Consider the following 22,389-nt stretch of genomic DNA (forward strand, 5'->3'; position numbering starts at 1 on the left):
AAAATATGAGACAAATTGCGTTTTACGGTAAAGGCGGTATCGGCAAATCGACAACCTCGCAGAATACACTGGCTCAACTCGCGACCAAATTCAAACAAAAAATTATGATCGTAGGCTGTGATCCCAAGGCAGACTCCACCCGTCTTATTTTGAATACGAAGGCCCAACAGACTGTGCTGCATCTGGCGGCTGAAAGGGGTACGGTGGAGGACCTGGAATTGGAGGACGTTGTCCAGAAGGGCTTCGGTGACATTCTGAACGTGGAATGCGGTGGGCCGGAGCCTGGTGTCGGCTGTGCAGGGCGCGGCATTATCACGGCCATTAATTTTCTGGAGGAAGAGGGGGCCTACGAAGGGCTGGATTTCGTATCCTACGATGTACTGGGGGACGTCGTGTGCGGGGGCTTCGCCATGCCGATCCGGGAGAAGAAGGCGCAGGAAATCTACATCGTATGCTCAGGCGAGATGATGGCTATGTACGCTGCCAACAATATTGCACGCGGGATCTTGAAGTATGCCAACAGCGGTGGGGTGCGTTTGGGCGGCTTAATCTGCAACAGCCGGAATACGGACCTGGAAGCGGAATTGATTACAGAGCTTGCAAGAAGACTGAACACGCAGATGATCCACTTTTTGCCGCGTGATAATGTTGTCCAGCACGCTGAGCTGCGCCGTATGACTGTAACTCAATACAACCCGGACCATAAGCAGGCTGCGGAGTATGAAGAGCTGGCAGGTAAAATTTTGAATAATGACATGCTAACGGTTCCCACCCCTATTTCCATGGAAGAACTGGAGGATCTATTGATGGAATTCGGCATTATTGAGGATGAAGAAACCGCAATTAACAAAGCTGAGGCGTCCGGGCAGTAGGCTGTAGCCAGAAGGCTTAATGACGGAATCATCGTGTGATGATGGGAGGAGCTGAACGCGCAGCTCGCAGGAGGGAGGAATAGGTCAAATGAGCAGTATTGTGGATAAGGGTAAGCAGATCGTAGAGGAGATACTGGAGGTATATCCCAAGAAGGCCAAGAAGGACCGGACCAAGCATTTTGAGATCGCGGATGAGGAGCTTGTGAACTGCGGGACCTGTTCTATCAAGTCCAACATGAAATCACGACCCGGCGTCATGACAGCAAGGGGCTGTGCTTATGCAGGGTCAAAGGGTGTGGTATGGGGCCCGATTAAAGACATGGTGCACATTAGCCATGGTCCCATCGGCTGCGGGCAATACAGTTGGGGTACCCGACGCAATTATGCGAATGGGATATTGGGAATCGATAATTTTACCGCCATGCAGATTACAAGCAATTTTCAGGAAAAGGATATCGTGTTCGGCGGAGATAAGAAGCTAGAGGTGATCTGCAGGGAAATTAAGGAGATGTTCCCGTTGGCCAAAGGCATCTCGGTACAATCTGAATGTCCGGTCGGACTGATTGGTGATGATATCGGCGCCGTGGCCAAGAAGATGACAGAGGAGCTGGGCATTCCGGTCATTCCTGTACGCTGTGAGGGTTTTCGCGGAGTGAGCCAGTCTCTGGGGCATCACATTGCCAATGATGCTATCCGCGATTTTCTAATGGGGCGCCGAAAACTGAAGGAGTGCGGGCCTTATGATGTCTCCATTATCGGAGACTACAATATCGGTGGTGATGCCTGGGCTTCGCGTATTTTGCTGGAGGAAATGGGACTGCGGGTCATAGCGCAGTGGTCGGGGGACGGTACGATCAATGAGCTGGGGATTGCGCACAAATCCAAGCTCAATCTGATCCATTGTCATCGTTCCATGAATTATATGTGCACAACGATGGAGCAGGAATACGGAATTCCTTGGATGGAATATAACTTCTTTGGCCCGACCAAGACAGTGGAGAGCTTAAGGGCGATTGCAGCTCGTTTTGACGAAACGATTCAGGAAAAATGTGAGCAGGTCATCGCCCAATATATGCCGCAGATGGAGGCAGTCATCCGTAAATACCGCCCACGTCTGGAAGGTAAAAAGGTGATGCTTCTGATTGGCGGGTTGCGGGCAAGGCATACCATCGGTGCCTATGAGGATCTGGGGATGGAAATTGTGGCTACAGGCTACGAATTTGCCCATAAGGATGATTACGAAAAGACGTTTCCCGATGTAAAGGAAGGCACTATTCTGTACGATGATCCAGCGGCTTATGAGCTGGAGGAACTGGCCCAGCGGCTGAATATTGACTTAATGGGCGCCGGAGTCAAGGAGAAATACGTGTATCACAAAATGGGCATTCCCTTCCGTCAAATGCACTCATGGGATTACAGCGGGCCTTATCATGGTTTTGACGGCTTCCAGATTTTTGCACGTGATATGGATATGACCATAAACAGTCCAGTTTGGAGCCTGCTGCCGTCCCGGCAGACTGCGGAGGTGTCGGTATGAGCGAGCGTCTGAATATTGTCGATCACAATCAGCTGTTTCGGCAGGATAAATATGTGCGCCAGCGTGAGGAGAAACGAGCCTTCGAGGCCCCTTGTTCGCCAGAGGAGGTTACCGACACCCTGGAGTACACCAAGACCAAGGAATACAAGGACAAGAATTTTGCCCGCACAGCCGTAGTCGTGAACCCGGCCAAGGCTTGTCAGCCGCTGGGAGCGGTTATGGCTGCACTGGGCTTTGAAAAAACGCTCCCGTTCATTCATGGCTCACAGGGCTGTACGGCTTATTTCCGCAGCCATCTTGCCCGCCACTTCAAGGAGCCTGTTCCTGCCGTCTCCACCTCGATGACCGAGGATGCCGCCGTATTCGGCGGCATGCGCAACCTCATTGACGGTATAGAGAACTGTATTGCCTTGTATCAGCCGGAGATGATTGCGGTATGCACGACCTGTATGGCAGAGGTGATCGGAGATGACCTGTCTGCCTTCCTGGCTAATGCCCGTCAGGAGGGAGCCCTTCCCGAGGATATGCCAGTTCCTTTTGCCAATACCCCCAGCTTCTCCGGTTCACATATTACAGGCTATGATGCCATGCTGCGCTCTGTGCTGGAGACGCTGTATAACAAGTCAGGCCGGACGCCGCAGCCTGGTCATGAATTGAAGCTGAATGTACTGCTCGGGTTTGACGGGTATACGGGAAATTTTGCGGAAATGCGGCGCATACTGGGGATGTTCGGCGCTACGTATACCATTTTGGGTGACCACAGCAGTAATTTTGATTCAGGAGCTACTGGGGAGTACAGCTACTATTACGGGGGAACGCCGCTTGAGGATGTGCCCAAGGCCGCAGATGCTGCCGGCACGTTGGCGATCCAGCAGTACTCTCTTCGTAAAACATTAGGTTATATGAAGCAAACCTGGGGGCAGCAGATGTTCTCCATCTCCACACCGCTGGGTATCCGGGCTACAGATCGCTTGCTTGAGGAGATTAGCCGCCTGTCCGGAAGAGAAATACCCGAGGCATTGAAGCAGGAGCGTGCTCGAGTTGTGGATGCCATGATGGATTCGCATGCTTATCTGCACGGCAAACGAGTGGCTATGGCAGGAGACCCGGACATGCTCATCGGCTTGATTGGCTTTTGTCTAGAGCTGGGCATGGAGCCGGTGCATATTGTTTGCTCCAATGGAGACCGGAAATTTGAGAAGGAAGCAGAGCTTCTGCTGAAGTCCAGCCCTTACGGTGCAGAAGCCACGGTTCATTCTGGTCAGGATTTGTGGCATATGCGTTCGCTGCTGTTCCAGGACCAGGTGGACCTGGCTATTGGCAGTTCCCATCTGAAGTTTGCGGCGAAAGAGGCGAAAATTCCTTTGCTCCGTGTGGGCTTTCCGATCTTCGACAGGCATCATCTACATCGTTATCCGATTATCGGCTACCAGGGTACGCTGAATCTGCTTACCCAATTCGTGAATACCGTACTGGATGTCATGGAAGAGCAGGCTCCGGATCATAGCTTTGATTTGGTGCGCTAATTGCTGTATCGCGTAGATGGAAGTTGGCAGCTTGGCTTGTGATTTCAATGGATTCTATCTGAAATAAGGGGGTGTGCGGATGGAGCCGGCTGTGTCTAACGGAAGGCTGGAGATATCCTGCGGCAACAAAATTCCCAAAAGCACGCCCTGTCCCCGGCCTGTGCCGGGGGAGGCTTCGGGTGGCTGCTCCTTTGACGGGGCCCAGATTACACTGATCCCCATTGCAGATGCGGCTCATCTGGTGCACGGGCCGATTGCGTGTCTCGGCAATAGCTGGGAGAGCAGAGGCAGCCTGTCCAGCGGCCCGGGGCTGTCGGCGTATGGCTTCACTACTGATCTTGGAGAACAGGATATCATTTTTGGTAGTGAACAGAAGCTGCATGAATCGATCCGCTACATTGTCAGCCGTTTTGCTCCTCCCGCTGTATTCGTCTATACCACATGCGTCACAGCCCTCACCGGTGAAGATATCGAGGGGGTCTGCAAGGCTGAATCGGAGCGGCTGGGGACGCCGATCATTCCGGTGAACAGTCCGGGATTTGTGGGCAGTAAGAATCTCGGGACTCGGCTGGCCGGAGATGTATTGTTCCAGCATATTATCGGCAGTACCGAGCCGGAACAGACAACCTCCCATGATATCAATCTCATCGGGGAATACAATATTGCGGGCGAGATGTGGCATATCGAGCGGCTGATGCAGCAGACGGGAATGACTATCCTGTCCCGAATTACCGGGGACGGTCGGTTCCGTGAGGTGGGATGGGCGCATCGTGCCAAGGCCAACATGGTCGTATGCAGCCGAGCTTTGCTGGGCCTAGCAGTCCAAATGGAGCGTAAATACGGCATTCCTTATTTTGAAGGTTCATTTTATGGAGCAAAGGAGACGAGTTATTCCTTGCGGCAGATGGCTTATCTGACCGGAGATCGTGATGTAGAGCGACGGGTGGATAAGCTGGCCGCACGGGAGGAAATGAGGCTATCGCTGGAGCTGGAGCCCTATCGCAAGCAGTTGAAAGGAAAGCGGGCAGTGCTCTATACCGGGGGTGTAAAGAGCTGGTCTGTCATTACGGCTTTGCAGGAGCTGGGCATAAAGGTGGTAGGTGTAGGCACGAACAAGAGCACTGCCGAGGATGTATCCCGGATTGCTGACCGTATCGGGGATGATGCGGAATACATCCCGGAAGGCGGTGCCCGGCAGATTCTCAAAACCGTACGGAGCCGCAAGGCAGACATGGTCATTGCCGGGGGCCGGAATATGTATATGGCGCTTAAGGAACAGATTCCTTTTGTGGACATCAATCAGGAGCGGCACAAAGCCTATGCGGGCTATGACGGGCTGTTGTCTCTGGCGAAACAGCTTGTGCATACGCTGCAGCATCCGGTGTGGGAGCTGACCGCCAAACCAGCTCCATGGGAGGAGGAGACGGAATTTGCCGATTAAATCCGCCACGAAGCCTGTCAGTATCAACCCGCTCAAGGTAGGACAGCCTTTGGGGGGCGTGCTGGCTCTGCAGGGGATGTATCGCTCAATGCCTCTGCTGCACGGCGCTCAGGGCTGCTCGGCCTTCTCCAAGGCGCTGCTGACTCGCCATTTTCGAGAGCCGATAGCCGTTCAGACCTCTGCACTGCAAGAGATGGACGTTATATTTGATGCAGACCGGAATCTGGAGGAGGCATTGGATCATATCTGGTCCAAACACCATCCAGATGTCATCGGCGTCATCAGCACAGCCCTCACCGAGGTGGCAGGCGTTGATTTTCAGTCCAGGGTAAAGGCGTTCAAGCGAGAACGGGCCTTGAAAGACAGTCTGCTGTTTTCTGTATCGCTGCCTGATTTTCACGGCTCTCTGGAGACGGGCTACAGTAGTACAGTAGAGTCCCTAATGGATGCTGTACTCGGATTGGCCGGAGGCAAGTCCCCCAGAAAACAGCGCCGGATGCAGGTCAATCTGCTGCCGGCTTCTCATCTGACTGCCGGAGATGTCATGGAAATCAAGGATATTATCGCTTCCTTCGGCCTGGAGGTTATTACGCTCCCCGATATCTCTACTTCCTTGTCCGGTCACCTGCTGACAGGCTTCTCCCCTTTGACAAGAGGGGGGACTCCGCTAGATTCAGCCTGCCAGATGCTGGAGTCTTCCTGTACCATTGCCATTGGCGCGAGCATGGAGCGGCCGGCGCGCAGGCTGACTCATGCCGCAGGCATTCCCTACCACTTGTTCGCTGGTCTGTTTGGCTTGGCCGCGAGCGATGCGTTCATACATTTTCTGCAGAAGATCAGCCGCGAGCCAGCCCCCATTCGCTTTCGCTGGCAGCGTGAAAATCTGTTGGACAGCATGCTGGATGCCCATTTCTATTATTCCGGCGCTTCGGCTGTAGTGGCGCTAGAACCGGATCATATGCTGTCGACCGCAGCCTGGCTGGAGGAGATGGGAGTGGAACTGAAGCGGCTAATTACACCCTGCAGCACGCCCGCACTGCAAAAGACAGAACGGGAAGTCTGGATCGGTGACCTGGATGATGCAGAGGAGAGCGCGCAGGGTGTTGATTTGTGGATCAGCAATTCACATGGAAGAAAGGGAGCGGCACGGGCTGGGGCCTCATTCGTACCGGCAGGCTTGCCGGTGTATGACGAGCTAGGCGCCCACACATCCGTAAGCGTCGGATACCGTGGAACCATGGAGTGGGTGAATAAGGTGGGCAATGTATTGCTTGCCGAGAGGGGGAGGGGAGGATGAAGGTTGCATTTGCGACGGAAGACGGCGTGCTAGTGAATGCTCATTTTGGGCAGAGTCCTATGTTCACTGTATTTGAAATCCGGCACTCAGGCGTCCAGTTCCTGGAGCATCGGCGGATAGCCCTGGGGAGCGATGAGAACGAGGCGGGCAAGATTGCCAGCCGAATTGGCTTGATCGAGGATTGTACCTTGATCTTCCTGGTACAGATTGGCGCTTCGGCCGCCGCACAGGTTACCAAACGGACCATTATGCCTGTGAAGGTGGCCTTCGGTAGCACCATTGAGGAGCAGGTCCAGCGTCTCCAGAATATGCTGGCTCGCAATCCGCCCATGTGGCTTGCCAAAATCCTGCATGCTGAGGAGGGCAGCGGCAAAGCCGAATCATGAGCTCTCCTGTAAGGAAGAGCAACCCTATAAGTTATCAAGATCCTGCGGACCGAATATCTTAAAGGCGGGAGCCGCACATGGAGGGGGTGGACGAATGGTACAGCTGCTGGAAGACAGTAGATACGGACGCCAGTTGAAGCTGTTGGGAGTAGAAGGTCAGAACAGGCTAAAGCAGGCTACTGTTATGGTTGCAGGCATCGGAGGATTGGGAGGGACAGCGGCCATGTACCTGGCCGCTGCCGGAGTAGGAAAGCTGATATTGGCCCATGAGGGCATAATCCATCTGCCCGATATGAACCGGCAGGTGCTGATGGACAGCGGACGAATCGGGGAGGAACGGATGGAGACGGCATTACAGCATTTGCATCGTATCAATCCGGAGACGGAGCTTGAGGGCCACGCCCACAGAATCACGGAAGAATCCTCTGGATCATGGGTAGAAGCGGCCGATATTGTGATTGATGCACGTTATGACTTTCCGGAAAGATATGCGCTGAACAGACTATGTGTTCGACATGGCAGACCGATGATAGAAGCGGCCATGTACGCCTATGAAGTATCATTGATGACCATTGAGCCCGGTAAGACGGCATGCCTGGAATGTCTTTACCCGGAAGGCGGACAGCCTTGGGAACCTCTGGGATTCCCGGTCCTGGGAGCGACCTCCGGCTTGATTGGCTGCATGGCTGCACTGGAAGCGGTCAAATGGATTACAGATGCGGGTAATCTGTTCACTGACCGCATGTACCGTATGAATGTGCTGGATATGAGCAGCTGTACCATAGCGGTCAAGCGCAACCCACGCTGTCTGTGTTGCGGAACGGGAGGGGATACAGATGAGTCAGTTGCATATTTGTGATACGACACTGCGTGACGGAGAACAGGCTCCGGGCGTTGCCTTTTCGGCCGAGGAGAAGACTGAAATTGCCATCATGCTGGACTCGGCGGGGGTGGAGCAGGCTGAGATCGGAATTCCGGCAATGGGAAAGGCGGAGTGCAGGTCTATTGCCAGAATTGCTGCTCTTGGACTTCAGATGAAGCTAATGACCTGGAATCGCGCGGTGTTCTCAGATATTGATGCAGCTGAATCGACAGGTGTCGGCTGGGCCCATATTTCGGTTCCCGTGTCGATGGTGCAGATGAAGGCCAAGCTGGGTATGAATCCTGAGCAGGTGACGGAACTGATCCGCAAGTCTGTCGATTACGGTCAGTGTAAAGGAATGACTATTTCCGTAGGCTTTGAGGATGCTTCGAGGGCAGATGACCTGTTCCTTGAGCAGTTGGCGAATCAGCTCTACAGGGATGGTATCCGGCGCTTCAGATATGCCGACACGCTGTCCGTTCATCATCCTGCTGCCATAGCTGCCCGTATAGACAGGTTTGTATCGCGCGTGCCGCAGGATGTGGAGCTTGAGATTCACTGTCATAATGATTATGGCCTCGCGCTTGCCAATACGTTGGCAGCTTTGCAGGCGGGAGCTGTCTGGGCCAGTACCACGGTGTCGGGACTTGGAGAAAGGGCAGGTAATACGGCGCTGGAAGAGGTGGTGATGTCGTGGAGGGACCTATATCAAGGAACCTGCAGCGTCCGTCCCGAACTGCTGAACCCGCTGGCTGCACTGGTGTCCCAAGCCTCCAACCGAATCATTCCCGAAGGCAAGCCAATTGTGGGAGACATGGTATTCGCCCATGAATCCGGCATACATATCAACGGTCTGCTAAAGGAGCGCTCTGCCTATCAGGCCCTTGATCCGACTGAGCTGGGAACGGACCATTCGTTCGTACTCGGCAAGCATTCGGGCAGAAGTGCAGTTCAATATATGCTGGAGCAGGAAGGAATCGCGGCAGGCTCCGGTGAAGTCAACTTCCTGCTGGAAAGGCTTCGCCTCGTCGGTGAAGATCCCAAGCGTGTCATCCATAGCGCAGATTTAAGGCGCTGGCTGCAGTATTATCCGGCAGAGCTGCCGAAATAACCGAAAAGGCGTTCCCGTCCGGTAAGTGTGACCGTGACTGGAACGCTTTCTTGTATATCTTTTAATTTCACAACCGGAGTCTCCAATTTGCCGGTTAAACGAAGCCGTTCAGAAGGGTATAATAAAATATAGTGCTGTATAAAGTGCGTATATATGGTTTTTTCAGCAGGCAGGTTCGAATCTTATAACCATTACACGCTGATCTGGAAGGACGGCTATGGGCAATTGGAGGAATGCTTGTGGGGATGATGTTCTCTTTTCTAAAAAAATATCGGGTTCCAGCCATCGCGGCACTCGTGATGATGTTGCTGGAATTGACGGTAGAGTTATCGCAGCCGTATTTGATCTCCAAAATCATAGATGAGGGCATTCGGCAACAGAATTTGTCCGTCGTCTGGTTATGGGGCAGTGTACTGGTGGGCAGTGCCGTTATCGCTTTTATGGCGGGGATATCCAGCTCTTTTTTTGCTTCACATGCAAGTCAGGGCTTCGGCTATGATTTGCGGGAAAAGCTGTACCGTAAAGTGCAATCCTTTTCGTATCCTGTGTTTAAACGTTTTGCCACTTCGTCGCTGATTACGCGCCTGACCGGGGATGTCACGCAAGTACAGGATACGGTGTTTATGAGCCTGCGGTTTATGACACGGGTTCCGCTTGTAGTCATCGGCAGTATTGTGATGGCACTGGTTGTACATTTCAGGCTTGGGCTGCTATTGGCGGTTATGGCCCCGGTGCTGTTCGTGTTTGTGCTGGTGATGATGCGGCGAACGGTCACTTTGTTTAAGGGTGTCCAGCGTCGCCTGGATGACGTTAACGGAGTGATTCAGGAGAACCTGACAGGAATCCGGCTCATCCGGGTTTTTGTACGGATGCGGCATGAAATCGAACGTTTCGCCCATTACGGAGGCGAATTGATGAAAGGGACGGTGTCCGCTCTACGCTGGACGGAAACGACGATGCCGTTCATTTTGTTTACGATGAATGCAGGGATTATTGCAGTACTTTGGTTCGGACGCGGCCAAATTTACACTGGGGATGCCAGTGTAGGACAGGTGGTCGCAGTCGTCAATTATTCACTGCGGACGATTGGAGCCTTGTCTGCCTTATCAGGTATCGTTGTTGTGTTTTCCCGGGCAACTGCATCTACGGGGCGGATCCGAGAGATATTGGAAACTTCTAATGAAGATAGGCATGGGCTGGAGCCTGTTTCAACACATCATACACGGATTAAGGGACAGGTGGAAATGGACCGGGTGAGCTTTCATTATCCGGGCAGTGATCTGGCTGTCCTAAAGGAAATATCTTTTAAAGCGCAATCGGGCGAGCGGATAGCTATTATGGGGGCCACTGGCTCGGGAAAATCCTCACTTGTGCAGTTGATTACGCGTCTCTATGAAGAGGATGAAGGTCATGTGCGCTTTGACGGAAAGGACGCTCGTGAACTGGATGCGTCCATATTGCGAGAGGCCATTGGCTATGTCCCTCAGGAGGTACTGCTATTCACCGGCTCGATTCGGGATAATATTGCTTGGGGGCTGGAGAATGCCAGCCTGGAGGAAATTAAGGAAGCCGCACGCATGGCGCAAATCCATAGTATGATTGAACGCTTGCCGCAAGGCTATGATACGATGCTCGGGCAGCGTGGCGTCAATCTGTCTGGCGGACAGAAACAGCGACTTTCGATTGCCCGCGCGCTGGTACGCCAGCCGGCAGTGCTGATTTTGGACGACAGCACAAGTGCGCTGGATGTAGGGACGGAGGCAGCACTACTGAATGCACTCGATGGCCTGTCCTGTACGACATTTCTCATTACGCAGAAAATCAGCTCGACCGCATCGGCAGATCAGATTTTACTGCTGGATGAGGGTCGTCTGATGGCAAGCGGAAGTCATAAGCATCTCATGGATAGCTCGGATCTGTATCGACGTATCTATGGATCACAATATGGAAAGGAGGAGTCGCATGTTCAAGGAACTCATTGAACCGTTCTGTCAGCCTACACCGCCGTCCGGTGTGCTGCGAAATCCGGCGGGAGCTGAAGGACGCCGCAAGGCCAAAGCGAAAAACTGGTCTGGCACCTTAGGACGGATATGGGCTTATCTGGCTCGTCGTAAGGCCAAACTGATGCTGGTACTGTTCATGGTGCTGCTCAGCTCCGGGCTGGCTCTGCTGGGTCCATATCTGGTTGGTGTAGCGGTGGATGATTTTCTCGAAGGTCCGGGTGGACGCACGTGGATTTATTTTCTCATCGGATTAGGGGCTGTATATCTACTGAACTCGCTGACCTCCTGGCTGCAAAATATCTGGATGATTGAGATTGCCCAAGAGACGGTGTACCGTATGCGTTTCGATCTGTTTTCACATTTGCATCGACTACCGATTCCTTTCTATGGCAAACGTCAGCAGGGAGAGATCATGAGCCGTCTGACCAATGATATCGAAAATGTCAGTTCTACGCTCAACAGCTCCGCCATTCAGATTTTTTCGAGCATATTGACGCTAATCGGTACACTCACGGTGATGCTGTGGTTAAGCCCACTGATGACCCTGCTGACCTTTATCGTAGTGCCACTGATGGCTGCCGGGATGCGCTGGATTACACGTCGCACCGGGCCCTTATATAAGGAACGCCAGAAGAATGTGGGCGAACTGAACGGATACATCGAAGAAACGCTGTCCGGGCAGCAGATTATTAAAGCATTTTCGCAGGAAAAGAGAGTCATCCATGGTTTTGGCGAGCGCAATGACCGTATTCGGCTGTCGGGCTTCTGGGCACAAACGATTTCAGGCTTTATACCGAAGCTGATGAATGGACTGAATAATCTCAGCTTTGCTATTGTAGCGGGGATCGGTGGGATTTTGGCCATTCGCGGCTCCATTACTATAGGTACAATTATTGTATTCGTAGAATATGCCCGCCAGTTCACCAGACCGCTGAACGATTTGGCTAACCAGTGGAACACCCTGCTGTCTGCTATTGCCGGAGCTGAGCGTGTATTTGAAATATTGGATGAAGATGAAGAGTCCAAGGATGAACGCGGCGCAGTGGAGGTAGCGCATGTGGAGGGGGCGGTGCGGTTTACGGATGTTTCCTTCGGTTATGATGAGGGAAGTGCTACACTGGAAGGTATCTCTTTTGAAGCCAAACCCGGTGAAATGATCGCGCTGGTCGGTCCGACCGGGGCAGGAAAAACGACACTGATCCAGCTCCTTTCTAGATTCTATAGCCCCGACAAGGGCACGATTACGCTGGACGGACGCGATATTACCACCATACAGCGTGAAAGCTTGCGCTCCCGCATGGCATTTGTGCTACAGGACTCCTTCCTGTTTCAGGGGACGATTCGTGAAAATATCCGTTTCGGCAGACTGGACGCCACCGATGAGGAGGTTGAACAAGCATCGAAACTGGCCAACGCCCATTCCTTTATCATGCGGATGAAGGACGGATACGACAAGGTGCTGGAAGCGAACGGCAGCGGCATCAGTCAAGGGCAAAAACAACTGCTGGCTATTGCCCGTGCTATTTTGGCCAACCCTTCCATTCTTGTACTCGACGAGGCAACCAGCAGCATCGACACCATTACTGAGATGAAGATACAAGAAGGACTGGAGCGGCTTATGCAGGGTCGAACAAGTTTCGTCATCGCACATCGGCTGAATACCATTCGTCTGGCTGACCGGATTCTGGTCTTGAAGGATGGCCGTCTGGAGGAGCAGGGTTCTCATGATGAGCTGCTGGCTCACAAAGGCTTTTACAGTGATTTATATTATGGTCAATTGAGTAAGCAAAGCTCTTAAGCCGGCTCTCGATTCACAGATTTGTAGGCAAGATGTAGAAGCTTTATGATGCTAAAAAGGACTACCCTGGGGGTAGCCCTTTTTAAGTATGCCTTTTGGTGACAAGAGATGTTTGAAATTAACATACCCCCTTGAGGGCAGAGGCTTTTACGCTGGTAAGCGTATTATTACTTCAAAAGGTCACTGTTCTGGTTGTGGGCAATATCGTCTATGAAGAAAGCCGAGCAGTGTTTTCACAAAATTAAATATACCCATACCCCGTATATGTATGTTAGTATGGGTGTGCAAGAATAAAATCCCACTTCAAAGGAGAGTCATCATGAAAATCGCAATCATGCTTTTCGATGGAATCACAGCATTAGATGCCATAGGTCCATATGATGTATTTGCTGCTACACTGAAATGTGAAGTGAAGTTTGTCGCTAAGAAAAAAGGGTTAGTCAAACTGGACTCAAATATGGGTTATTTGCATGCCGATTACAGTTTTTCTGAAGTACCTTCAGCTGATATTCTTGTTGTTCCAGGCTGCAGTCCGCCAAATTATAAAACTCCAATGAATGACGAAGAAACGTTAAACTGGATTCGCCAAATACATGAAACTACGAAATGGACCACGTCGGTTTGTAATGGCTCTCTGATTTTGAGCGCCGCAGGCTTGTTAAATGGAACCGTAGCCACCAGTCATTGGGGCTCCTTAGACCTGCTTCAATCTCTTGGAGCCATTCCAACAGATGAGAGAGTGGTTCGTCAGGGCAAAATCATTACAGCAGCCGGTGTCTCCTCTGGTATTGATATGGCACTCCAGCTAATAGCATGGGAATTGGGAGAAGACATGAGTAAAGGAGTCCAGCTGATTTTGGAATACGATCCTCAGCCTCCGTTTGACACGGGTTCACCCAAGAAAGCACCTGCTATATTGGTAGAACAAATAAGAGGTATGTTACAAGAGTTTGCAAAAAGGGAGCCTCATGTGTAAATCAAGAATAACAAGATCTCTTTTCGGTATTAGCTAGGCTCAATAGGTTTGTATTTTTATTTACAATGCCCCCTATTTCAACTAATATAGTTTACACATAGTAAAGGGTTACATAGTGTAAAGGGTTGGAGGGGGTTACAAACATGAGCAGCTTACCTAAGTCTGCTACATTTCCGCTTTTCATTCTGATGCTGAATTTGTTTATTGCTTTATTGGGTCAAGGCATGGTGATTCCCATTCTGCCTGAATATCTGAAACAATTTAATGCGGCAGGAGCTGCTGCGGGGTATCTTATTGCCGCATTTGGAGCAGCACAGTTTATTTTTTCGCCCCTAGGTGGGCAGCTTTCGGATAGATGGGGTCGAAAATCCATGATCATCACCGGTCTGTTTTTAACGGTCATTTCGGATCTCATGTTTGCTGTATCTACGACATTGCCCCTTTTATATATTGCCCGATTTATTGGGGGGATGGGTATTGGATTAATGGTTCCTTCCAATATGGCCTACGTTGCTGATATTACCACTCCTGAAACTCGCGCTAAAGGAATGGGGTACTTGGGTGCTTCCATGAATTTGGGGATGGTGCTTGGTCCGGGGTTAGGCGGTATGATCGCTGAGTTTGGCATAAGGGTGCCCTATTTTTTTGCTGGTGGACTTGGACTTGTTGCTACGCTGCTTAGCTTGTATATGCCAGAGACATTACCCAAGGAAAAACGAAAACCCGCTAGCCATTGGGTCCGCCGGGAACCCATTCGCAACCAAATCCTAAATTCATTTCGGACATCCTATTTTCGTTATCTTCTCCTCATTCTGATCATGACATTAGGTTTGATGAATTACGAAACAGTGTATGCTCTTTTTGTGGAACGAAAATATGGTTTTGATGCCACTAAAATCTCAATGATCATTACGGTTGGTGCAATTATAGGCATCGTTGTGCAGATATGGCTACTTGATTATCTCATCAAGAGACTTGGTGAGATGAAGCTTATACGTCTTTCTTTGATCATGACAGCCATCGCTTTACTGTTAATGATCATTAAGATTAATCTAGGTTATTTGCTGGCGGTATCTGCTCTATTTTTTGCTTTTAATGCCTTCCTAAGACCAACGGTAAGTACAATGATCGCGAACTCAGCTGGTGATCGCCAAGGATATGCCGCTGGATTGAATACGACGTATACCAGCCTAGGCAATATATTGGGACCCATTTTAGCGGGCTTGTTGTTTGACAAACACATTCATATTCCTTATATTTTTGGTGCACTTATCCTTGCATCTGCCCTTTTCTTAACCTTACAAAAATCGAAAAATAAGAAACGGATGGTTGTGAATGACTGAGAACTGGCACCAGAATTTAAAAAACAAAAATCGGGAAGAACTCATTGCGGCTGCGAAGGAACTTTTTATGAAGCAAAGCTTTCTCAAAGTTAATATTAAGGATGTATGCAACGTGGCTGGTGTAAGTCGGGTCACATTCTATAAGCACTTTCAGTCCATGAACGAACTGATCTTTGAGGTCCAGATGGAAATCCTTGAGAGCATGACCGAATTTGTTAGAAGGGCACCTTCAGCTGAAATGAGCGGGAAGAAGATGCTTACTTCGATGCTTGATGCATGGATTAATTACGCTTGGCAACATCCGGAATACATCAAGTTTATTCTTTTATTCGATCTGCATTACGAAGCTTATGATTCAAATCAAGAACTCAAAGAACAGTACAACAATTTTGTTAGCCGGGAAAAGGAACGACATTTCCTGATGGATGCTCTGGAAGCTGGATTCCAAGATGGATCATTAAAGTCCGACACGGAGCCCTTGAAGACCGCTCATTTTATCTTCACGTCTATGATGGGTATACTCCAGAAAATGAGTCTGACGTCCAAGGACGAACGGAATAACGAACTTGAGGATATAGAAATTGCTAACCGATTTGTGGGGATGTTGATTCAGTATTTAAGTCCAGAAAGTGATGAATCCCCTACCTTTTAGGTAGAAGTCGCCTGCTACATTCCAAAGGATTATAGATCGTCCAATGGTGTGAAATAGAAGTACACGGCTCAGTCTGCTAAACTGTGAAAATAGAGCGATTACATATACTTGCCATATTAGCCTTATCTATTTCACGGAGGTGCGGGGATGAACGGAAGTCTGTTTGAGCCACGGCTGCGTGACGGGGATTATATTCCCCGCTTTTTTGCTTACTATTACAAGCAATGGCATGACTATACGATGTCTTACCACGATCATCATTCCACTGAAATTATGTACATGATTTCCGGCTTTTGCAGGGTAGATGTACAAACGGGAGAGAACACGGAAGAAAGCATCACGCTGCGTAAAGGCGAGTTTATTATGCTGGACGCAGGTGTACCGCATCGACTGGTGGTGGAAGGAGAACAACCGTGCCGGATGCTAAATGTAGAGTTTGGTTTTACGGAAGGGGTGAGGGTAGGGCCGTCTATCCGACAAATCGCAACGGAGGAGCAGGAGGTCACGACTCTCATGTCACGTCCGTTCCCGTATCTGGTACTATCGGACCCGGAAGAGGTATATTATGCGCTGAAAAGTCTCGTGCTGGAGCTGGACCAACGAAAAGAACAGCCGGGTGCAATGGCAGAGATGCTTTTTATGCAATTGCTAGTACGAATTGCACGTCTACGGGAAGAGGCAGAGCGTAGCAACACGCAGCAAACGGATATGTACATCAAACGATGCATTGAATTTCTCCATCTGAACTATGATCGAGAGATTGTGGTCAAGGACATGGCGGCGGCCGTGAATCTGCACCCAGGTTATTTGCACCGTATTTTCAAAAAACATACGGGGCTAACACTCACCGCGTATTTAACAATGCTGCGAATGGACAAGGCCCGTATGCTTCTTCAGCAAACGGACATTCCCATTCAAGAAATTGCCGATTATGTAGGCGTAGCCAGCAGGCAGTATTTTCATATGCTGTTCAAAAAGCACACAGGCCAAACCCCTGTAGAATACCGCTCAGCTGTGGAGCGCAATGTGAGGAACTATGCCGAGGAGGAAGGGAGCTGATAATAAGAAGCCTCTGAACCATTGCCGATTTAGGTCGGTATGACTCAGAGGGCGTGTATTTTAAAGCATTATAACATGTGTCGGGGCTTCTTGAGAGCTAAAGTTGGGTCATTTCCCAAGCCACATATTTTCCATCTGTTCAAGTGATCTCCCCTTGGTTTCGGGAACCTTGCGCCATATAAAGACTACGACGAATAACGAGATGGCTCCGAATAACCAGAAGGTATTGGACGGACCGGCTGAACTCAGCAGAGGAGGGAATGCCTGCGATACCAGATAATCACCGGCCCATAGTGCCATCGAAGCGATGGCTACAGCTTTGCCGCGAATGCGGTTCGGAAAGATCTCAGAGATCATGACCCATACGATTGGCCCAAGCGATATAGCGTAGGAGGCCACGTAGATCAATATCATGATGAGTACGAGCGGTCCGGTGGTCAAACCCATTTTGAATGCGGCTCCAATAATGACCAAACAGCAGGTCATTAACGAGGTGCCGATTATCAGCAGGATTTTTCGTCCTGCTTTGTCGATCAGCCATACAGATACGATGGTAAACAACACATTGATCAACCCGATCCAGATGGTCTGGGTCAAAGAAGCGTCCGTACCGAGTCCCATTCCTTTAAAGATAACCGGCGCGTAGTACAAAATGGCATTGATGCCGGTAATATGCTGCATAATGGCGAGCATGACACCGATAAAGAGAGCGACCCGAATACCGGGAGCGAACAATTGTTTCAATGAGTTGTTCTCATTTTTGAATGATTCCTTGATATCAAGCACTTCCTGCTTAGCGGCTTCTTCACCGTGAATTTTCAGCAATATCGGCAACGCTTCATAAGGCCGATTCTGTTTAATAAGCCATCTCGGGCTTTCGGGTATGAAGAGCATCAAGAGCATAAAGATCAGTCCTGGAACGGCTCCCACTCCGAACATCCAGCGCCAGGCTGTTGAGACACCCCAGGCTTCATCCCCCATGCTGACGATCCACGAATTCTGAAAATAAACCAGGAAAATGCCCGTTACGATCGCCAGCTGATTTAAAGCAACCAAACGGCCGCGGTATTTGGCAGGAGCGATCTCCGCATTGTACACCGGACAAACGGTGGAAGTGATGCCTATGCCAATGCCGCCGATCATGCGAAAGATAACATACCCGGTGAACGAGTCTTGAAGCGCAGAGCAGATCGAGCCGACGACGAATAAAAATCCGGCGGCCAGTAATACCTTTTTTCTACCGATCCTTTCACTCATGTAGCCGGAGAGAGCCGCTCCCGTGATACTCCCTACAATCAGACTCGACACCGCCCAACCAACCTGAAATTCGCTCAGCGAAAAACGCTGCTGTAGGAATTCAACTGCTCCCGAAACGACCGCGATATCAAAACCGAACAATATCCCTCCAAGCGCAGCTACGATGGATACCAGCGTCACGAAAAGCATATTGGGTTTTTCTGATTGAAGCGCTTTCTGTTGAGCGCTTTCATTATGAATGATTACTCCCATATAATCATCTCCCCTCCAGATTCCTAGAACCTCATTCCGTTCTTCGAGGAGAAGTATAACATGCGCTTATAAAAGAAAGGCCGGTTATCGTCTTCAATAAACGGACCTTTTCACGCACGATTTTGGCTTCGGTTCTCGAATTGGAGACGGAGGAGCCAAATCTAGCATTACCTTGTCATTCGAGCTTAAAAAAATCCATGCCGATGGTCGGCATGGATGAATTTCTACTATTTTTGGCTTTTGAACTCAGTGGGAGGAACCCCCGTTATCTTCTTAAAGACACGGCTAAAATAGTTTGGGTCCTTATAACCCACTTCAAAGCTGATTTCTTTCAGAGCAAGGTTACCCTCCTTGATCAGAGAAATAGCTTTATCAATCCGTAGCCGGGTTACGAAGTCGATGAACGTCTCTCCGTATTCCTGTTTGAAAATTTTACTGAAGTAGTGGGGATTCAAATGGACAAAATCAGCCACTTCTTCCAGCGAAAGCTCATCGTTGAATCGTTCCTCGATATACATTTTCGCTCTGCCCAGCATAGTCAGTGTTTGAACCTCCCGCTGTTCGCGTATCCGTTGCAGTGCTGACATGACGTACGTCTGCTGAAGCATTCCATTCTCCGCTTTGACGGCAAGCACAGAAGCGTTTCCAGCCTCTGACGACTTCAGTTCGTCAAAGTGGCAGTAACCTCCATCCCGCTTGCGTAGGGTGGAGGCAAAAACGGCTTCGAAATAGGACTTGCGAAGTCCTTCCTCGCCGCTATGCAGCGATCCGATTCCAATGGCCGTCTTAATGCCAAGTTGCTGGTGGGCAAGCTCGGAGAGCTGCTGAACGAGGTGTTTAACCAACTGGCGCCAGTCGTTTTCGCTGGTGGCAGGCGGCTTGCATAAAAAAGTGGCTACATGATGGTCGATCAGGGAGCTTACAATGGCATTCGGGCCATGTGTTTTTACATAGCTTCGGAAATGCTCGTAAATTTTCTTTTTATCCTGCTCGTCCGTATATCCGTCAAAGGCGGCAATGATGGCGCTTCCCTGATCAAGAGGAAAGTCCAGCCATTCTGCTAGCTGGGAAGCGCTCGAATCCACTGTCTGGTCGACCATAAGCATTAAAGCCAGCTCATTTTCTGCGAGCGGCATCAGCTGTGAGATTTTGTGCCTAAGCTCCAATTCTTCCGTACGTGCTCGCTTCTCGCACTCAATTTCTTCAATCAGTCGTTTCAGTGTGCCGATGATCAGTTCTCGCTTCGCCGGCTTCAGAATATATTCTTTTACGCCCAAAGAGAGCGCCTTCTGGGCATAGGCAAAATAATCGTAGGCAGTGACGAGCACGAATCGGGTATCGGGAAGCCGCTCCTTTAATTCACGAAGCGCTGCAAGCCCGTCGATTCCGGGCATATTGATATCCAGAATCGCAATATGGGGGCGGTGCTCTTCCGCACATTCAATCGCCATGCGACCGTTGCCGGCATGAATAAACCGGAATATCCCCGACATCGCCCGTTCCACTGTCAATTCCAGTCCTTCTCTCTCTAAAGCCTCGTCATCCGCGATTAACAACCGATACATCAGTCTACTCACTCTCCTTCTTGACTGGAATTCGTATGGTTATGGTAGTACCTCGTCCGGTACTGCTACTGATTTCAACCATTCCTTCTTTTCCGTAGAACAACTGCAGCCGCCTAAACACATTTTGCATTCCAAGTCCTGTTGAACTGTCACTTTCGACTTTGCCTTCAAGACGGAGCACGGACAGTCGGGTTTCCTCCGTCATACCCTTTCCGTTGTCTGAGATTTCAATTTGTACATCCTCGTTCGCTCGCGACAACGTCAACGTGATAATGGCTCCGTCCTCCATATCTGCCACACCATGAAGAAAAGCGTTTTCAATAAATGGCTGGATCGTCAAGGCCGGAATTTGCTGCTGAAGAACGGAAGCGTCAAAGTGCAGATTAAAGAGAATTCTGTCCCGGAAGCGCGCCTGCTGAATGGTCACGTATTCGCGAATATGATCCAGTTCCTCCTGAAGAGTTACGGGTTTGTCCAGCTTCTGCAGACTGTACCGTAGTAGATTGGACAGCGAAACGATCAGGTCGCTGGTTTTCTCCGCCCCTTCCAGGATCGCCAGCTTGGAGAGCACATTTAAGGTATTGAATAAAAAGTGCGGATTAATTTGATTTTGCAGAGCCAGAAGCTCCAGTTCCTTCACAAGCCGCCGCATTTCCAGACTCTGTTTATCCTTCTCAATGAGGATGCTCAAATCGGCGGACATTTGCGAAATGGCGTCCGACAGTACGCCTAGCTCGTCATCCCGTCGCGGTGGGGGCTTGATATTCAGATCACCTGTAGCGATTCGCTTTGCCAGTCCAACAAGTCTGCCGACAGGGCCAGTAATGCTGCGCGAGATCCAGATTGCAAGCAAAACCCCCATCAGCGCGTTCATGCCGAACAATGCCACTCCTAAAACGTTCATTCGCTCATTTTTGTTCCGAATGTTCTCGATGATCGGCCGGTAATAGGCCAGTTCAGCATCGATCAGTCGCTGTCCCTCCTCATGAATATAGCTGACGGTTTTCTCCGCTTCAATATAATGTTCAAAAGCCGATTGAGGATCTTGTGTATTTGCATCCAGAACTGCGGCTTGTTTCTGTTCAAGAAATGTGGTCAACAAATTCACGTAGTCCTCCTCGGCGAAGGAAGGGTCGGTCGAGTCGGAGACTTCTTGGATTTTGCCTTTCAACTGCATTAATTGGTATTCTGTCGGACCCTGCATAGCCTTATCGTCCCTTGGATTAAGCAGATAGGCATATAGGAGCTTTAAGTTGCTCTCCGCCGATTCGGAGGTTTGCTCGATGAGGAGAATGCGGCCAAGCATTTCATCGTAGCTCTGTTGTACGACCTTTCCGCTTTGGAATACAAAATAAGCGATGATATTGGCGAACACAACTAGAAGAGGGATGAACAGAAGCAGCTTCGTTCTGATCGTCATCGTCTGTCATCTCCGGACATGTTGTCGGGAGTGTCCGCATGCACTTCATATACCCTGGTGTATGTTAATTGCTGGGGATCATTCCCCTTTAGATAATCATTCAGCAATTTTATGGCCTTAGCCCCCATTTCTTCTGGCTGTTGAACAAGGGTCAGTTCGATTTTGCGATCTTTGATCGCTTCCAACGTCTCAGCCATATCGTCAAAAGCGAAAATCTGCAAGTTCTGCGCTCCGCGCCGTTCCGAGGCTTCCAGAATGCCAAGGCCGTCCAGCGCACTGAATCCGACCATGTAGCGGATCTGCGGATATCGGGCGAGCATGTTTTGAGCTTGCTGGGCTGCCTGAAGCCGTGAAATATTTGAGGAGCGAATCTCCACAATGTGGAGATTGGGATAGCGGCTGATCACGGAGCGAAATCCGGCAAGCCTGAGTCGCTGATTCTCGACGTGCTCGCTACTGATCATAACTCCAATGTCGCCACGCTCTCCAGAGGCTTTCGCTAATAGCGCGCCCATCTGTTTTCCTGCTCCTTCGTTATCCGTTCCGACGTAAGCCAGCCTTCGGGAGTCCGGTTCGTCCGTATCGATCGCGATGACAGGTATGCCAAGTCCGGCTGCTTTGTCGATTAATCGTCGATACTCCGGATCATTTATCCCTTGAACCAGAATTGCATCCGCCTTGGCAGCGATCGCTTTATCCAGCAGTTTGATCTGCTCGGACGGATTAATGCGGTCTGGACCGATATAATCGAGCCGCATACCGTACTGTTCCGCTTCTTTTCGGGCTCCTTGTTCAATGGACCGCCAGTAATAATTGTCTAGCTCTTGCGATATCAATACCACTTTTGTATCGGAACCCCCGTCGTTTGGTGAAACCGTCTTCAATTGTTCTGCAAATTGGTGGATTTGAAAGGAAGACAGAGTGAACTGAAAGAGCAGCCAGGCAAATAGCAGGAAGACCGGGATAAGGATAAATGTCCATTTACGGTTTGACATGTCTTGCTCCTTTGTAAATATTTAGAGACTTAACTCA

General features: G+C 50.2%; 18 protein-coding genes. 14 read left to right on the forward strand and 4 right to left on the reverse strand.

Features of this window, described 5'->3' with window-relative positions; genetic code table 11:
* Positions 1–5: 5 nt before the first annotated feature.
* The 14 genes from nifH (at position 6) to MKY75_RS05190 (ending at position 16,863) form a co-directional block, all read left to right on the forward strand.
* Positions 6–872, forward strand: a complete 867-nt coding sequence (nifH, locus tag MKY75_RS05125) for a nitrogenase iron protein (protein WP_069010331.1) — start codon at positions 6–8, stop codon at positions 870–872.
* Positions 873–960: 88 nt separating this feature from the next.
* A complete protein-coding gene (gene nifD, locus MKY75_RS05130) occupies positions 961–2,409 on the forward strand; it encodes a nitrogenase molybdenum-iron protein alpha chain (RefSeq protein WP_340884540.1) in 1,449 nt (482 codons plus the stop codon).
* Positions 2,406–3,935 (forward strand): nitrogenase molybdenum-iron protein subunit beta, encoded by a 1,530-nt coding sequence (nifK, locus tag MKY75_RS05135; RefSeq protein ID WP_069010333.1) that lies wholly within the window; start codon positions 2,406–2,408, stop codon positions 3,933–3,935. Before nifD ends, nifK begins: the two co-directional genes overlap by 4 nt.
* Before the next feature lie 79 nt (positions 3,936–4,014).
* On the forward strand, positions 4,015–5,376 hold the full coding sequence (gene nifE, locus MKY75_RS05140; protein WP_340884542.1) for a nitrogenase iron-molybdenum cofactor biosynthesis protein NifE: 1,362 nt from the start codon (positions 4,015–4,017) through the stop codon (positions 5,374–5,376).
* Complete coding sequence (nifN, locus tag MKY75_RS05145) at positions 5,366–6,673, forward strand: nitrogenase iron-molybdenum cofactor biosynthesis protein NifN (protein ID WP_340884543.1); 1,308 nt, start codon at positions 5,366–5,368, stop codon at positions 6,671–6,673. Before nifE ends, nifN begins: the two co-directional genes overlap by 11 nt.
* Positions 6,670–7,059 carry a NifB/NifX family molybdenum-iron cluster-binding protein gene (locus MKY75_RS05150; protein ID WP_069010336.1) on the forward strand — a complete coding sequence of 130 codons (390 nt, stop codon included), beginning with the start codon at positions 6,670–6,672 and terminating at the stop codon, positions 7,057–7,059. Before nifN ends, MKY75_RS05150 begins: the two co-directional genes overlap by 4 nt.
* A gap of 94 nt (positions 7,060–7,153) precedes the next feature.
* Positions 7,154–7,918, forward strand: coding sequence for a HesA/MoeB/ThiF family protein (locus tag MKY75_RS05155; RefSeq protein ID WP_340884545.1), 765 nt, complete (start codon positions 7,154–7,156; stop codon positions 7,916–7,918).
* Complete coding sequence (locus MKY75_RS05160; protein WP_340884546.1) at positions 7,896–9,032, forward strand: homocitrate synthase/isopropylmalate synthase family protein; 1,137 nt, start codon at positions 7,896–7,898, stop codon at positions 9,030–9,032. The genes MKY75_RS05155 and MKY75_RS05160 overlap by 23 nt, the downstream gene beginning before the upstream one ends.
* A 245-nt stretch (positions 9,033–9,277) precedes the next feature.
* On the forward strand, positions 9,278–11,014 hold the full coding sequence (locus MKY75_RS05165; protein WP_340887067.1) for an ABC transporter ATP-binding protein: 1,737 nt from the start codon (positions 9,278–9,280) through the stop codon (positions 11,012–11,014).
* Complete coding sequence (locus MKY75_RS05170; protein WP_340884547.1) at positions 10,995–12,833, forward strand: ABC transporter ATP-binding protein; 1,839 nt, start codon at positions 10,995–10,997, stop codon at positions 12,831–12,833. Before MKY75_RS05165 ends, MKY75_RS05170 begins: the two co-directional genes overlap by 20 nt.
* Before the next feature lie 319 nt (positions 12,834–13,152).
* Positions 13,153–13,809, forward strand: a complete 657-nt coding sequence (locus tag MKY75_RS05175; RefSeq protein ID WP_039269397.1) for a DJ-1/PfpI family protein — start codon at positions 13,153–13,155, stop codon at positions 13,807–13,809.
* Between the two features lie 143 nt (positions 13,810–13,952).
* A complete protein-coding gene (locus MKY75_RS05180) occupies positions 13,953–15,152 on the forward strand; it encodes an MFS transporter (protein ID WP_069010341.1) in 1,200 nt (399 codons plus the stop codon).
* The gene (locus MKY75_RS05185; protein ID WP_069010342.1) at positions 15,145–15,804 is read left to right on the forward strand and encodes a TetR/AcrR family transcriptional regulator; all 660 of its coding nucleotides are present in this window, start codon (positions 15,145–15,147) and stop codon (positions 15,802–15,804) included. Before MKY75_RS05180 ends, MKY75_RS05185 begins: the two co-directional genes overlap by 8 nt.
* A 147-nt stretch (positions 15,805–15,951) precedes the next feature.
* Positions 15,952–16,863 carry an AraC family transcriptional regulator gene (locus MKY75_RS05190; protein ID WP_340884550.1) on the forward strand — a complete coding sequence of 304 codons (912 nt, stop codon included), beginning with the start codon at positions 15,952–15,954 and terminating at the stop codon, positions 16,861–16,863.
* 108 nt (positions 16,864–16,971) lie between these two features.
* Here the strand turns inward: MKY75_RS05190 and MKY75_RS05195 are convergent, their stop codons facing one another.
* From MKY75_RS05195 to MKY75_RS05210, 4 genes are all read right to left on the reverse strand, one after another.
* Entirely contained in the window at positions 16,972–18,372 is a 1,401-nt protein-coding gene (locus MKY75_RS05195) for a sugar porter family MFS transporter (RefSeq protein WP_340884552.1), read from the reverse strand.
* A 227-nt stretch (positions 18,373–18,599) separates the two neighbouring features.
* Positions 18,600–19,937 (reverse strand): response regulator transcription factor, encoded by a 1,338-nt coding sequence (locus tag MKY75_RS05200; RefSeq protein WP_209950045.1) that lies wholly within the window; start codon positions 19,935–19,937, stop codon positions 18,600–18,602.
* 4 nt (positions 19,938–19,941) lie between these two features.
* Positions 19,942–21,357, reverse strand: a complete 1,416-nt coding sequence (locus tag MKY75_RS05205) for a sensor histidine kinase (protein ID WP_039269403.1) — start codon at positions 21,355–21,357, stop codon at positions 19,942–19,944.
* Entirely contained in the window at positions 21,354–22,352 is a 999-nt protein-coding gene (locus MKY75_RS05210) for a substrate-binding domain-containing protein (RefSeq protein WP_340884553.1), read from the reverse strand. Before MKY75_RS05210 ends, MKY75_RS05205 begins: the two co-directional genes overlap by 4 nt.
* Between the last annotated feature and the right edge of the window lie 37 nt (positions 22,353–22,389).

Source organism: Paenibacillus sp. FSL L8-0663 (genome assembly GCF_038008125.1).
Taxonomy (GTDB): Bacteria; Bacillota; Bacilli; order Paenibacillales; family Paenibacillaceae; genus Paenibacillus; species Paenibacillus polymyxa_D.

Excerpts from the sequence above, each read along its gene's own strand:
- nifH (WP_069010331.1), top strand. The coding sequence starts at position 6 with ATGAGACAAATTGCGTTTTACGGTAAAGGCGGTATCGGCAAATCGACA.
- MKY75_RS05200 (WP_209950045.1), bottom strand. The coding sequence starts at position 19,937 with ATGTATCGGTTGTTAATCGCGGATGACGAGGCTTTAGAGAGAGAAGGA.
- MKY75_RS05165 (WP_340887067.1), top strand. The coding sequence starts at position 9,278 with ATGATGTTCTCTTTTCTAAAAAAATATCGGGTTCCAGCCATCGCGGCA.
- MKY75_RS05190 (WP_340884550.1), top strand. The coding sequence starts at position 15,952 with ATGAACGGAAGTCTGTTTGAGCCACGGCTGCGTGACGGGGATTATATT.
- MKY75_RS05175 (WP_039269397.1), top strand. The coding sequence starts at position 13,153 with ATGAAAATCGCAATCATGCTTTTCGATGGAATCACAGCATTAGATGCC.
- nifK (WP_069010333.1), top strand. The coding sequence starts at position 2,406 with ATGAGCGAGCGTCTGAATATTGTCGATCACAATCAGCTGTTTCGGCAG.
- MKY75_RS05185 (WP_069010342.1), top strand. The coding sequence starts at position 15,145 with ATGACTGAGAACTGGCACCAGAATTTAAAAAACAAAAATCGGGAAGAA.
- MKY75_RS05150 (WP_069010336.1), top strand. The coding sequence starts at position 6,670 with ATGAAGGTTGCATTTGCGACGGAAGACGGCGTGCTAGTGAATGCTCAT.
- MKY75_RS05155 (WP_340884545.1), top strand. The coding sequence starts at position 7,154 with ATGGTACAGCTGCTGGAAGACAGTAGATACGGACGCCAGTTGAAGCTG.
- MKY75_RS05195 (WP_340884552.1), bottom strand. The coding sequence starts at position 18,372 with ATGGGAGTAATCATTCATAATGAAAGCGCTCAACAGAAAGCGCTTCAA.
- MKY75_RS05180 (WP_069010341.1), top strand. The coding sequence starts at position 13,953 with ATGAGCAGCTTACCTAAGTCTGCTACATTTCCGCTTTTCATTCTGATG.
- nifD (WP_340884540.1), top strand. The coding sequence starts at position 961 with ATGAGCAGTATTGTGGATAAGGGTAAGCAGATCGTAGAGGAGATACTG.
- MKY75_RS05160 (WP_340884546.1), top strand. The coding sequence starts at position 7,896 with ATGAGTCAGTTGCATATTTGTGATACGACACTGCGTGACGGAGAACAG.
- MKY75_RS05170 (WP_340884547.1), top strand. The coding sequence starts at position 10,995 with ATGTTCAAGGAACTCATTGAACCGTTCTGTCAGCCTACACCGCCGTCC.
- nifE (WP_340884542.1), top strand. The coding sequence starts at position 4,015 with ATGGAGCCGGCTGTGTCTAACGGAAGGCTGGAGATATCCTGCGGCAAC.
- MKY75_RS05205 (WP_039269403.1), bottom strand. The coding sequence starts at position 21,357 with ATGACGATCAGAACGAAGCTGCTTCTGTTCATCCCTCTTCTAGTTGTG.
- MKY75_RS05210 (WP_340884553.1), bottom strand. The coding sequence starts at position 22,352 with ATGTCAAACCGTAAATGGACATTTATCCTTATCCCGGTCTTCCTGCTA.